Source organism: Mycobacterium canetti CIPT 140010059, assembly GCF_000253375.1.
Taxonomy (GTDB): Bacteria; Actinomycetota; Actinomycetes; order Mycobacteriales; family Mycobacteriaceae; genus Mycobacterium; species Mycobacterium tuberculosis.
This window is the reverse complement of record NC_015848.1, coordinates 829,512-841,861: the sequence shown is the minus strand read 5'-3', so window position 1 is coordinate 841,861 and position 12,350 is coordinate 829,512. Positions and strand designations below refer to the sequence as shown.

Sequence of the window (12,350 nt, the reverse complement as noted above, 5' to 3'; positions counted from 1 at the left end):
GACTACTTTCCCAGAGCCCGCAACGCACGGGCGAACACCTCGTCCATGGTGCCGACGGCGTCGACGGTCTTCAATTGGTCGCGGTAGTACTCCAGCAGCGGCGCGGTCTCGTCGCGGTAGACCTTCATCCGGTTGAGGATGACGTCGTCGGTGTCGTCGGCGCGGCCACGCCCCTTGAGTCGCTCCAACAACACCTCCTCGGACACACGAAACTCCAGCACCGCGTCGATGTCGGTCCCCCGGCGTTCGAGCATCTCGTGAAGCGCCTTGGCCTGCTCGACCGAGCGTGGATAGCCATCCAAGATGAATCCGTTGGCCGCGTCCGGATTGTTCAGCCGGTCGTCGACGAGTTCATTGGTCAAGTCGGACGGCACCAAGTCACCGGCATCCAAGTAGCGTTTGGCTTCCACGCCGAGCTTGGTGCCCTCTTCGATGTTGCGCCGGAAGAGTTCGCCGGTGGAGATCTGCGGGATCCCGAGCTTCTCGGCCAGCTTCACCGCCTGCGTCCCCTTGCCCGCCCCGGGCGGTCCCAGCAACAAAACTCTCACTTGAGGAACCCTTCGTAGTTGCGCTGCATGAGCTGACTCTCGATCTGCTTGACCGTATCCAAACCGACACCGATCATGATCAGCACCGCGGTACCCCCAAAGGGCAGGTTCTGCACGGTTCCACCGGCGCCGATCTGGAGGAACAGGTTGGGCAGCACGGCGATCACGCCGAGGTAAATCGAGCCCGGCAAGGTAATCCGGCTCAGCACATAGCGCAGATAGTCTGCGGTCGGACGGCCCGGCCGAATTCCCGGAATGAAGCCGCCGAACTTCTTCATCTCGTCGGCACGTTCGTCGGGGTTGAAGGTGATCGACACGTAGAAGTAGGTGAAGAAGATGATGAGGCCGAAGTAGATGCCGATGTAGACCAGGTTGCTCGGGTCGGACAGGTACGTGCCGACGAATTTGTCCCACCAGCTGTTTCCCACGACACCGCTGCCGCTGCGAATCAGCTGGGTGATCAGGTGCGGAATGTAGATCAGCGACGACGCGAAGATAACCGGGATAACGCCGGCCTGGTTGACCTTGAGCGGCAGATAAGTCGAAGTCCCGCCATACATCCGCCGGCCCACCATGCGCTTGGCGTATTGCACTGGAATCCGGCGCTGACCCTGTTCGACGAACACCACACCGACGATGATGATCAACGCGGCCGCGCAGACCGCGGTGAAGACGACTCCACCGCGGCTTTCCAGGATGCTTTGACCTTCGGCCGGGATGCGGGCAGCGATGCCAACGAAGATCAGCAGCGACATGCCGTTGCCGATGCCGCGTTCGGTGATCAACTCGCCCATCCACATCACCAACGCGGCGCCGCCCGTCATCACAAGCACGATGACGACCAGTGTGAAAATGCTCTGGTCGGCGATGATGTCCAGCGAGCAACCTTGTAGCAACCCGCCGTTGGCAGCCAACGCCACGATGCTGGTGGCTTGAAGGATAGCCAATGCGATCGCTAGGTAACGGGTGTACTGGGTCATCTTCGACTGACCCGCCTGGCCTTCCTTCCGGAGTTCCTCGAACCTCGGGATGACCACGGTGAGCAGCTGCACGATGATGCTGGCGGTGATGTAGGGCATCACCCCCACCGCGAACACCGTGAGCTTTAATAACGCACCGCCGGAGAACAGGTTGATCAGGGAATAGATCTGTCCGGCTTCGCCCGCGCTGGCTTCTTTGATGCACTGCTGCACGTTCGGAAAATTGACACCGGGGGACGGCAGCGCGGCACCGACACGGTAGAGAATGACGATGCCCAGCGTGAAGAGGATCTTTCGTCTCAAGTCGACTGTTCGCAGCGACGAGATGAAAGCCGAAAGCACTCTATCCTCCTGCGCAGCCCGGGGTCATCTTGCATCACGCGCCCAACACCCGCAGGCCAGGACGTACGGCGTCGCGCGCCAAATCGTGTAAGAGACTAACAGCTGGTATGGACTGGCCCGTTCCGGGCCGCCACGGTGCGAGCTATCGAAGGGGTTACAGATGACGCAAACGGGCAGTGCCCGCTTTGAGGGCGATTCGTGGGACTTGGCGTCCAGTGTGGGTTTGACGGCCACCATGGTGGCGGCGGCCCGAGCGGTAGCCGGCCGGGCTCCCGGCGCGCTGGTCAACGACCAGTTCGCGGAACCGCTGGTCCGCGCGGTCGGCGTCGACTTCTTCGTACGCATGGCCAGTGGCGAACTGGATCCCGACGAGCTAGCCGAAGACGAGGCCAACGGCCTGCGGCGGTTCGCCGACGCGATGGCCATTCGCACTCACTACTTCGACAACTTCTTTCTGGATGCCACCCGAGCCGGGATTCGGCAGGCCGTCATCTTGGCTTCCGGCCTGGATTCCCGCGCCTACCGGCTGCGCTGGCCAGCCGGCACCATCGTCTTCGAAGTCGATCAGCCGCAGGTGATCGACTTCAAGACCACGACGCTGGCCGGCCTGGGTGCGGCACCCACGACCGACCGGCGCACCGTGGCGGTCGATTTGCGCGACGACTGGCCCACCGCCCTGCAAAAAGCCGGCTTTGACAACGCGCAGCGGACCGCCTGGATCGCCGAGGGGCTGCTGGGCTATCTGTCCGCCGAGGCGCAGGACCGGCTGCTTGACCAGATCACCGCCCAGAGCGTACCGGGCAGCCAGTTCGCCACCGAAGTCCTGCGCGACATCAATCGGCTCAACGAAGAAGAACTGCGAGGACGCATGCGGCGCCTGGCGGAGCGGTTCAGGCGCCATGGCCTCGACCTCGACATGTCGGGCCTGGTGTATTTCGGCGACCGCACGGACGCGCGGACCTATCTGGCCGACCACGGCTGGCGGACAGCCAGCGCGAGCACCAGCGACCTGCTGGCTGAAAACGGACTGCCGCCGATCGACGGCGACGACGCCCCGTTCGGCGAGGTGATCTATGTCTCCGCCGAACTGAAGCAGAAACACCAAGACACACGCTGATTAAGCCAGTTGGGATCCGGCGGCAGCGTTGGCGCCACGGATTCGCCGCCGATCGGCCTGGCGACCGCCTGCCAGACCGAACCGGATGCTAGGAGCCGGCACTTCCCGGCTGGGCGGGTTGGGCCGCGGGCGCGCGCGCGACCATCGGCACGGCCGGGAACGCCCAGGCCATCTCCGAGCGCGACTTGCGCAATGCCGCGGTTCCGTAACCCTTTTTTCGATGATCGGGGTGAATCCAGATCCGGACGTCCACCTCGCCGTGGACAAGCTCGCCGAACACCATCCCGACCTTGACGCCGGAATCAACAGCCACGAACCAAGCCGCCTCCTCGTCGTCGACGCGCTTTTGTGCGGCTCGGATCTCGTCGTCGACGCTGCCGGCGGGTCCCCCGGATCCATCGCCGGCGGCGCCCATTTCTTCGGTTCGTCGGGCGAAGATGTCGCGGTCCTCATCTGGGGAGAACGGCCGCAGCTCCAGGCCCTCACCAGAGCTGGCTGGACGCTCCTTGACGGTGAAGCTCAGCTGTTTGTTCAGGTCGTCGAGCTCGGCGATGATCTTTGTGCGCGCATCCTGGGTGAGCTGATCGAAAGACATGCTCATCACCGCTTCGGCGGCCAAGTGCGAGGTGCCCAGCAAGTTCACGATCGCCTCGACGGCGGCGGCCTTGTTGGCGGCCTCCACGATGGCGTCTGCGACCTCATGCCGACGTTCCAGCGCGGCGAGCAGGGCATCGGCGATCTCTCGACGGGCCGCGGTCTGGTCGTGATCTGTCATTGCATAAGCGTAGAACGACACACCAGTTCTTGCGCCATGCATCTTGGTCCACCGTCAGGCCAACTTCGAGCCGCTGAGCGCCAGGAACCGGCGATAGCGTTCCTTGGTCGGCCCCGCCCAGTCGGCACTGGGTTCGACAATGCGGTCAGTTGAGGCCCACCGGGCAGCGTCGGCGATCGACGATTCCAATCCGGCCGCCAAGCGGCCAAGGAAAGCCGCTCCCAGTGCCGCCCCTTCGGCCACCCTGGACACCTCCACCGGCCGGCCGGTCGCGTCGGCGATAGCCTGCATCCAAGGCTGTATCCGGGTGCCCCCACCTGCCGCCACGATGCGCGCCACCGGCGCCCCGCTTAGCTCGATGAGCTGGCGCACGACGAAGCCCGACGCCTCGTAGGCGGCCCGCCGCACCGATGCGGCGTCCTGGGAGAGATCCACACCGTCGAGCACGGCCCGGCGATCGGGCTCATGGAACGGGGTGCGCTCGCCGCGTATATAGGGCAGCCACACCGGCACCCGCCGCGGATCGGCTAGCGCTGGATCGCCCGGTCCAATAACACGATCCACCCAGTTGAGGAACAACCCACCAGCGTTGCTGGCCCCTCCGATCTGGCTCTTGCCCGGTGCCGTATGCGGGATGGTCCACAAACCCGGCACTTGACGAGCCGCGGAGATGGTGGTCCACACGATCAAGGTGGCGCCGCATAGCACCAACACGTCGCCGTCGCGGTCGGCGCCGGCCACGATCTGTTCGCACAGGGCATCGACGGCACCGACCGCCAGCACCGCGCCGGTGCCGCGCACCTGCCCCACTCCCACTCCGAACGTCTCCACCCGCGGCATCCGGTCAACGGTCACACCGCAGTCGGCGCACGCGGTCGCGTTCCATCCCGTCCCGTCGAACAACGGGAGAGTCGTGACGGCCGTGGCATAGTCGATGACCGCTTCGCCCGACAGGGCGTAATTGGCCACCGCCGGCGCCGGCCAGTACCCGGACGCATCCGGCGCTTGGCCGGCCGTCCAGCGCAGAAACTCGGCGGTCTCACCCACCGACGGCACCGACTGCGCCCGTGCCACCGAGGCGTTCGGTACCCGACCCCTGGCGTCGCCGTACAGCAGCCCGGGTGTGATCGGCCGGCCCGCGGGATCGACAGCGGTCAGCGATGGCACCATCGCGGCAACGGCTAGTGCCCGGGTGTCGGGTCCGACCAGCCGGTCCAGTGCTGCCAATGGTCCCCGCCGCCACGCTTCGTCGGCGTCGTGCTCCAGCCGGTCGGGGGCCGGCACCGCCAGCTGGTGGCCAATCCGTACCCGCGCCGTCACCCGACCGTTGTCGTCGGCAGCCACCGCTTTGACGGCGGTGGTGCCGATGTCGATGCCGATTGTGACGTCGTCGCGTGACACGGGCGCCACCGTACGCCAGCATTGGCAGACGTGACGCCTCGACCGCGTGCTCTGGTGACGGCTCCATTGCGTGGACCGGGGTTCGCCCAGCTCCGGCGGCTAGCCGACGTGGTATACGACCCGTGGATCGATCAGCGACCGCTGCGAATCTACAGCGCCGAGCAGCTAGCTGACCGGATCACCGCCGTCGCCGCCGATGTTCTTGTGGTGGAAAGTGACTCGGTCGGTGGCCCGGTGTTCGAGCGGGGGTTGCGGGTGGTCGCCGCCACCCGCGGGGATCCCAGCAACGTCGACATCCCCGGCGCCACCGCGGCCGGCATACCGGTGCTGCACACCCCGGCTCGCAACGCCGACGCTGTCGCCGAGATGACGGTGGCCCTGTTGCTGGCCGTCGCCCGGCACCTGGTTCCCGCGGACGCAGATGTGCGGTCCGGCAACATCTTTCGCGACGGCACCATCCCCTATCAGCGGTTCCGCGGTGCCGAAATCGCCGGGCTGACTGCCGGGCTGGTGGGCCTGGGTGCCGTCGGTCGCGCGGTGCGCTGGCGGCTGTCCGGGCTGGGCCTGCGGGTCATCGCGCACGATCCTTACCGCGACGACGCCGGCCACAGCCTTGACGAGCTGCTGGCCGAGGCTGACATCGTCTCCATGCACGCGGCGGTCACCGACGACACCCTCGGGATGATCGGTGCCCAGCAGTTCGCGGCCATGCGCGACGGTGCGGTGTTTCTCAACACCGCCCGGTCCCAGCTGCACGACACCGATGCGCTCGTCGACGCCCTGCGTGGCGGCAAGCTGGCCGCCGCCGGCCTGGACCACTTCACCGGTGAATGGCTGCCGACCGATCACCCTTTGGTGAGCATGCCCAATGTCGTCCTCACCCCCCACATCGGCGGGGCCACCTGGAACACCGAGGCCCGGCAGGCGCGGATGGTCGCCGACGACCTGGGCGCACTGCTGTCCGGCAACAGGCCCGCCCATGTCGTCAACCCGGAGGTATTGGGCTCATGAACTTCGTTGACGACCCGGAATCCGCGGTGCTGGCGGCCGCCAAGGACATGTTGCGTCGGGGCCTGGTCGAGGGGACCGCCGGAAATATCTCAGCCAGGCGCTCGGACGGCAACGTGGTCATCACGCCGTCCTCGGTCGACTACGCCGAGATGCTGCTCGACGATCTGGTGCTAGTCGACGCCGGCGGTGCGGTGCTGCACGCCAAGGACGGCCGGTCGCCGTCGACCGAACTAAACCTACACCTGGCGTGCTATCGCGCATTCGACGACATTGGCAGCGTGATCCACAGCCACCCGGTGTGGGCGACCATGTTCGCCGTCGCCCATGAGCCGATTCCCGCCTGCATCGACGAGTTCGCGATCTACTGCGGCGGGGACGTTCGCTGCACCGAGTACGCCGCGTCCGGTACACCCGAGGTCGGCCGCAACGCGGTGCGTGCGCTTGAGGGCCGCGCCGCCGCCCTGATCGCCAACCACGGCCTGGTGGCCGTGGGGCCCCGCCCCGACCAGGTGCTGCGCGTCACCGCCCTTGTTGAGCGCACCGCACAAATCGTTTGGGGTGCCCGCGCTCTCGGTGGACCGGTGCCAATTCCTGAGGACGTGAACCGCAACTTCACGGGCGTCTACGGCTATCTGCGCGCGAATCCGCTCTAGCCGCACCGAGAGTGAATCGCACCACGCGACACGCCGAAAACCCATCGCGGTATTCACGCTCAACAGCCAGGACCCCCACGTGCGCCCCCTATGGCGGCACCCCGACGCCGCCGATCGCGCCAGCCTTTCCAAGTCGCGGAATTTGTCGCCTGTTGTTAACTTTACTAAGGAATTATCCCCGCTTTTTGAAGAGAGGCCGTGCATGACATACACCGGTTCCATCAGGTGCGAAGGGGACACCTGGGATCTGGCATCCAGCGTCGGGGCGACCGCCACGATGGTTGCGGCGGCTCGCGCGATGGCGACCCGCGCCGCCAACCCACTGATCAACGATCAGTTCGCTGAGCCGCTGGTCCGGGCGGTGGGGGTGGACGTTCTGACCCGGCTCGCGAGCGGGGAATTGACGGCCTCAGACATCGACGATCCGGAACGCCCGAATGCGTCCATGGTCCGTATGGCCGAACACCATGCCGTCCGCACCAAGTTCTTCGACGAGTTCTTCATGGATGCGACACGCGCGGGCATCAGGCAGGTCGTGATTCTGGCCTCAGGATTGGATTCCCGGGCATACCGGCTGGCCTGGCCCGCCCAGACCGTGGTGTATGAGATCGACCAACCGCAAGTCATGGAGTTCAAAACTCGCACACTCGCCGAACTGGGCGCCACGCCCACCGCCGACCGGCGCGTGGTCACCGCCGATTTGCGTGCGGATTGGCCCACCGCGTTGGGCGCGGCGGGATTCGACCCGACCCAGCCCACCGCGTGGAGCGCTGAAGGGTTGCTCCGCTACCTCCCGCCGGAAGCGCAGGACCGCTTGTTGGACAATGTCACCGCGCTCAGTGTGCCGGACAGCAGGTTTGCAACCGAGAGCATACGCAACTTCAAGCCGCATCATGAGGAACGGATGAGGGAGCGCATGACGATCCTCGCCAATCGTTGGCGCGCATACGGTTTCGATCTAGACATGAATGAGCTGGTGTACTTCGGCGACCGCAACGAGCCCGCCTCGTACCTATCCGACAATGGTTGGCTGCTGACCGAGATCAAATCCCAGGACCTGCTGACCGCCAACGGATTTCAACCGTTCGAGGACGAAGAAGTGCCGTTGCCTGATTTCTTCTATGTCAGCGCCAGGTTGCAACGGAAACACAGACAGTACCCGGCACACCGCAAGCCAGCACCTTCGTGGCGCCATACCGCTTGCCCCGTCAATGAACTGTCGAAATCGGCCGCCTACACGATGACTCGCAGTGATGCTCACCAGGCTTCGACGACTGCTCCACCGCCGCCGGGGCTTACCGGCTGAGTTGGCGGTCGCGTACACTGGCCGACCTCAGCGCTGCAGCGGCCGTCTCGGCACAATGAACTACGTCGCTGCGACCCGGACATAGGGCGGAGATGCCGCGCGCTCACGACGACAACTGGGATCTAGCCTCCAGCGTCGGGGCTACCGCGACCATGGTTGCTGCCGGACGCGCGTTGGCGACCAAGGATCCACGAGGTTTGATCAACGACCCGTTCGCCGAACCGCTGGTGCGCGCGGTCGGGCTGGATTTCTTCACCATGTTGATCGACGGCGAGCTCGATATCGCGACGACCGGGAACCTTTCGCCGGGGCGGGCACAGGCGCTGATCGACGGGATAGCGGTGCGCACCAAGTACTTCGACGACTACTTCCGCACTGCCACGGACGGCGGAGTGCGACAAGTGGTGATCCTGGCAGCCGGGTTGGACGCGCGCGCCTATCGGTTGGCGTGGCCGGCCGGCACCGTGGTCTACGAGATCGACCAACCACAGGTGATCGACTTCAAGACAACCACCTTGGCCGGCATCGGCGCCAAGCCCACCGCCATTCGGCGCACGGTGTACATCGACTTGCGCGCGGACTGGCCGGCGGCACTGCAAGCTGCCGGCCTGGACTCGACGGCACCGACAGCATGGTTGGCCGAAGGCCTGCTGATCTACCTGCCGCCGGATGACCAGGACCGGTTGTTCGACAACAGCACCGAACTCAGTGTTGCGGGCAGCACGATCGCTACCGAATTTGTCCCGGGCATTGTGGATTTCGACGCAGTCCGGGTACGAGAAATGGCGGATTCGTTTCGCAAGCACGGCATGGACATCGACATGGCGTCGCTGGTGTATTCCGGCGAACGCAGCCACGTCGTCGACTACCTGCGCGCCAAGGGCTGGGACGTTGAGGGCACAGTGCGGACCGACCTATTCAGGCGCAATGGTTTGCCCGTTCCCGCCCCGCACGACGACGATCCGCTCGGCGAAATCATCTTCATCAGCGGTGGTTTGAACGGCTAGAGGCGCGACTCCCCCAGCCACAACACGCTGGCACCACTGAGAGTCTGTTCCACCTGCTCGACGATGCCGACGATCGAACGGGCAAGCAGCGCACCCATAGCATCCGGCAGCGATGCCGCTGCCGGTCGTGACGACGGACGCGGTCGCACCATGTCCCAGAGTGACGACCCCGGATAACTGACTATGCGAACCTCGGTGTCCTCATCTAGTCCGGCTAGCACCTTCGCGCGACGCACCGCGGTTCGAAGGCCGCCGAGTTCGTCGACCAGGCCGCGATCGAGAGCGTCGGCACCGGTCCAGACCCGGCCTCGCGCAACGACGTCCACGGCGTCGGTAGTCATCTTGCGGCCCTCGGCGACGCGTTCCACGAAGTCGCTGTAGAACAAGTCCGCCTCCGCCTCGCGATGGGCCTGCTGGTCCGGGGTGAAGGGTGCGTCGATCGACCAGGCATCGGCATTAGCGTTGGTGCGCACCGCATCCGACCCGACACCCAACCGGTCCTTGAGATCCCGAACCACCAGCTTTCCGGTGATCACACCGATCGACCCGGTGATGGTGCCCGGGTTGGCCACGATGGCGTCGGCACCCATCGACACGTAATAGCCACCGGAGGCGGCGACCGCACCCATCGACGCCACCACCGGTTTGCCACGGTCGCGGGCCCTGGCCACCTCACGCCAGATAGTCTCCGATGCGGTGACCGAGCCCCCCGGACTGTCGACCCGCAGCACTATCGCCGACACCGAATCGTCGGCGGCCACCTCCCGCAGCGCTGCCGCGATGGTGTCACCGCCGGCGCTCGACGGACCGAGCGGCAGAAACTGGGGCCCACCACGACCGTTGACGATCGGGCCTTCCAGGGTCACCACCGCGATCGTCGGCTTGGACCGGCGACCGGGAATCGATGGGACGGGGGGCGTCAGCCGTGGCCGGGCCGAACTGGCGTAGCGCGCCAGGTACATCCGCGGCGGCTTTTCGTCTGGGCTTGTTTGCGAGCCACTGGATTCCGGTGAACCTTTTTCCACACCAACCAATTCCGCCATACGGGCGTAGGCTTGGTCGCGAAATCCGATCCGGTCGATCAGACCGCAAGTCACGGCGTCGTCCCGCAATAGCGGAGCCCGGTCAGCCAGCTCATCAAGCGCATCGACGCCGATATTGCGCGACTTGGCGACCGCCTGCCACACCTGGTCCTGCAGACTGTCCAGCATCCGCGTGACCGCTTCGCGGTGGGCGTCTGTGAAGCCATCCTCGGTGAAAAGGTTTGCCGCCGACTTGTATTCGCCCCGGGCGACGAACTGGGCTTCGATGCCCGCCTTGTGCAGGGCGTCGCGCAGGAATGTGGCGTTGGTGGCGAAGCCGACCAGCCCCACACTCCCCGAGGGTTGCATCCAGACCTCACCGAACGCCGAAGCCAGATAGTAGGACAGGGTGCCCGGATAGGTTTCGGCCCAGGCCAGCGACGGCTTGACCGCACTGAAGGCCGCGATGGCCTCCCGCAGCTCCTGAACCGCCCCCGCCGGCGAGGGCGGAAGCTGCACGCGGGCTATCAGCCCGGCTACCCGGGGGTCCTCGGCGGCACGGTGGATCGAGTCGACCGCATCGCGCAGCGCCATCGGCCGCCCACCCCCGGTGAGCACCGTAAGAGGGTCGAAGCCCGTCGTCTCCGGCGGCACCGACCGCAGGTTGAATTCGAGCACGCAGCCGTTGGGTACACCGTGGTGGCGGGCGGTATCAACCCGGCCGACCAGGGCGCGTAGGTCCTCGACAACGGGTATGGAAGGCAGAAAGGCAACCATATTCACCCAGCGTACCCACCGGCCGCCAAGGGCCCGCGAGCAGACGCCAAAGCCCCCGAAAATGGGCATTTCGGGGGCATTTTGCGTCTGCTCGCCCGAACTAGAGCTCGGTGGCTGAACCGCCCGCGGCGGTGATCTTCGCGCGCGCGCTGCCGCTGAACTTGTGCGCGGACACGTCGACCTTGGCGGTCAGCTTGCCGTCACCCAACACCTTGACCAGAGCGTTCTTGCGGACGGCCCCCTTGGCCACCAGGTCGTCCACGCCGACGGCACCACCCTGCGGAAACAGCCGGTTGATGTCGCCGACGTTGACAATTTCGTATTCGGTGCGAAACCGGTTACGGAAGCCCTTGAGCTTGGGCAGCCGCATGTGGATCGGCATCTGCCCGCCCTCGAAGGTCACCGGCACCTGCTTGCGGGCCCTGGTTCCCTTGGTGCCACGGCCGGCCGTCTTGCCCTTGGAGCCGTCACCTCGACCGCTTCGGGTACGGGGGGTCTTGGACCCGCGCGCGGGGCGCAGGTCGTGCAGCTTGAGCGTCACTATGTCTTCCCTCCGGTCTGCGCGGGCTCAACCTCCACGAGGTGACGCACCACCGCGATCAGTCCGCGAGTCGCTGCGTTGTCTTCGCGGATCACCGAATGACGAATCCTTCTTAAGCCCAGAGTGCGCAGGCTCTCGCGCTGCTTCCAGCGTGCTCCGATGGTGCTGCGCACCTGGGTGATCTTCAGCTGTGACATGGCTATATCGTTCTATCCGGCAAAACGCTGGCGGCCAGCGCTTCACTTTTCCGACGCGCCTTCAGCATGCCGGCCGGGGCGACGTCCTCTATCGGCAAACCGCGGCGCGCCGCCACCTCCTCCGGACGCTGCAGCAGCTTGAGTGCGGCCACCGTGGCGTGCACCACATTGATCGCGTTGTCACTGCCCAGCGACTTGGCCAGGATGTCGTGCACCCCAGCACATTCCAGCACCGCACGGGCCGCACCACCGGCGATCACACCGGTACCCGGGCTAGCCGGGCGTAACAACACCACACCGGCGGCCGCCTCGCCCTGCACCGGGTGCGTGATGGTGCCGCCGATCAGCGGTACCCGGAAGAAGCTTTTGCGCGCCTCTTCGACGCCCTTGGCGATCGCGGCCGGGACTTCCTTGGCCTTGCCGTAGCCGACACCGACCATCCCGTTACCGTCGCCCACGATGACCAAAGCGGTGAAGCTGAAGCGCCGACCACCCTTGACCACCTTGGAGACGCGGTTGATGGCGACGACCCGCTCTAGATAGTTGCTCTTCTCGCCATCCCGTTCACGACTGCCGCGGCCGCTGTCGCGGCGCCGGCCCTCCCGATCACCCCGTGCGTCACGGTTGTCGGTAGTGCCTGCCTGTCCGGCCGGCTGCTCCGCCATTATGCGGT

General features: G+C 65.8%; 13 protein-coding genes. 5 read left to right on the top strand and 8 right to left on the bottom strand.

The window, feature by feature from the left end; translation table 11 throughout:
* Positions 1-2 precede the first annotated feature (2 nt).
* On the bottom strand, positions 3-548 hold the full coding sequence (locus tag MCAN_RS03845; RefSeq protein WP_003403726.1) for an adenylate kinase: 546 nt from the start codon (positions 546-548) through the stop codon (positions 3-5).
* A complete protein-coding gene (secY, locus tag MCAN_RS03840) occupies positions 545-1,870 on the bottom strand; it encodes a preprotein translocase subunit SecY (protein WP_003403723.1) in 1,326 nt (441 codons plus the stop codon). Before secY ends, MCAN_RS03845 begins: the two co-directional genes overlap by 4 nt.
* A gap of 160 nt (positions 1,871-2,030) precedes the next feature.
* Between secY and MCAN_RS03835 the strand changes: the two genes are divergently transcribed.
* Positions 2,031-2,987: a class I SAM-dependent methyltransferase gene (locus MCAN_RS03835; RefSeq protein WP_014000382.1), complete on the top strand. Its 957-nt coding sequence runs from the start codon at positions 2,031-2,033 to the stop codon at positions 2,985-2,987.
* 88 nt (positions 2,988-3,075) lie between these two features.
* On the opposite strand, the gene MCAN_RS03830 is transcribed toward MCAN_RS03835, so the two are convergent.
* Together MCAN_RS03830 and MCAN_RS03825 are read right to left on the bottom strand one after the other, a co-directional pair.
* Positions 3,076-3,762 (bottom strand): GNAT family N-acetyltransferase, encoded by a 687-nt coding sequence (locus MCAN_RS03830; RefSeq protein WP_041179574.1) that lies wholly within the window; start codon positions 3,760-3,762, stop codon positions 3,076-3,078.
* A 54-nt stretch (positions 3,763-3,816) separates the two neighbouring features.
* The gene (locus MCAN_RS03825) at positions 3,817-5,163 is read right to left on the bottom strand and encodes a xylulokinase (RefSeq protein ID WP_003403701.1); all 1,347 of its coding nucleotides are present in this window, start codon (positions 5,161-5,163) and stop codon (positions 3,817-3,819) included.
* A 30-nt stretch (positions 5,164-5,193) separates the two neighbouring features.
* On the opposite strand from MCAN_RS03825, the gene serA reads away from it, so the two are divergent.
* The 4 genes from serA (at position 5,194) to MCAN_RS03805 (ending at position 9,140) form a co-directional block, all read left to right on the top strand.
* Entirely contained in the window at positions 5,194-6,174 is a 981-nt protein-coding gene (serA, locus tag MCAN_RS03820; protein ID WP_014000380.1) for a D-3-phosphoglycerate dehydrogenase SerA, read from the top strand.
* Positions 6,171-6,827: an L-fuculose-phosphate aldolase gene (locus tag MCAN_RS03815; protein WP_014000379.1), complete on the top strand. Its 657-nt coding sequence runs from the start codon at positions 6,171-6,173 to the stop codon at positions 6,825-6,827. Before serA ends, MCAN_RS03815 begins: the two co-directional genes overlap by 4 nt.
* A 202-nt stretch (positions 6,828-7,029) precedes the next feature.
* Entirely contained in the window at positions 7,030-8,133 is a 1,104-nt protein-coding gene (locus MCAN_RS03810; RefSeq protein WP_003403691.1) for a class I SAM-dependent methyltransferase, read from the top strand.
* Positions 8,134-8,225: 92 nt separating this feature from the next.
* The gene (locus MCAN_RS03805; protein WP_014000378.1) at positions 8,226-9,140 is read left to right on the top strand and encodes a class I SAM-dependent methyltransferase; all 915 of its coding nucleotides are present in this window, start codon (positions 8,226-8,228) and stop codon (positions 9,138-9,140) included.
* Here the strand turns inward: MCAN_RS03805 and sppA are convergent.
* The 4 genes from sppA to rpsE all read right to left on the bottom strand — a co-directional run bounded on the left by sppA (position 9,137) and on the right by rpsE (position 12,342).
* Positions 9,137-10,939 (bottom strand): signal peptide peptidase SppA, encoded by a 1,803-nt coding sequence (sppA, locus tag MCAN_RS03800; RefSeq protein ID WP_041180020.1) that lies wholly within the window; start codon positions 10,937-10,939, stop codon positions 9,137-9,139. The genes MCAN_RS03805 and sppA overlap by 4 nt on opposite strands.
* A gap of 100 nt (positions 10,940-11,039) precedes the next feature.
* Positions 11,040-11,480, bottom strand: coding sequence for a 50S ribosomal protein L15 (rplO, locus tag MCAN_RS03795; protein ID WP_014000376.1), 441 nt, complete (start codon positions 11,478-11,480; stop codon positions 11,040-11,042).
* Positions 11,480-11,677 carry a 50S ribosomal protein L30 gene (gene rpmD, locus MCAN_RS03790; protein ID WP_003403683.1) on the bottom strand — a complete coding sequence of 66 codons (198 nt, stop codon included), beginning with the start codon at positions 11,675-11,677 and terminating at the stop codon, positions 11,480-11,482. The genes rplO and rpmD overlap by 1 nt, the downstream gene beginning before the upstream one ends.
* A 2-nt stretch (positions 11,678-11,679) precedes the next feature.
* Positions 11,680-12,342, bottom strand: coding sequence for a 30S ribosomal protein S5 (gene rpsE / locus MCAN_RS03785; protein WP_003403680.1), 663 nt, complete (start codon positions 12,340-12,342; stop codon positions 11,680-11,682).
* Positions 12,343-12,350 lie beyond the last annotated feature (8 nt).

Bases quoted from the DNA above. Each gene is read 5' to 3' on its own strand.
- MCAN_RS03835 (WP_014000382.1), top strand. From the start codon at position 2,031: ATGACGCAAACGGGCAGTGCCCGCTTTGAGGGCGATTCGTGGGACTTG.
- MCAN_RS03830 (WP_041179574.1), bottom strand. From the start codon at position 3,762: ATGACAGATCACGACCAGACCGCGGCCCGTCGAGAGATCGCCGATGCC.
- MCAN_RS03815 (WP_014000379.1), top strand. From the start codon at position 6,171: ATGAACTTCGTTGACGACCCGGAATCCGCGGTGCTGGCGGCCGCCAAG.
- MCAN_RS03810 (WP_003403691.1), top strand. From the start codon at position 7,030: ATGACATACACCGGTTCCATCAGGTGCGAAGGGGACACCTGGGATCTG.
- MCAN_RS03805 (WP_014000378.1), top strand. From the start codon at position 8,226: ATGCCGCGCGCTCACGACGACAACTGGGATCTAGCCTCCAGCGTCGGG.
- sppA (WP_041180020.1), bottom strand. From the start codon at position 10,939: ATGGTTGCCTTTCTGCCTTCCATACCCGTTGTCGAGGACCTACGCGCC.
- rpmD (WP_003403683.1), bottom strand. From the start codon at position 11,677: ATGTCACAGCTGAAGATCACCCAGGTGCGCAGCACCATCGGAGCACGC.
- rpsE (WP_003403680.1), bottom strand. From the start codon at position 12,342: ATGGCGGAGCAGCCGGCCGGACAGGCAGGCACTACCGACAACCGTGAC.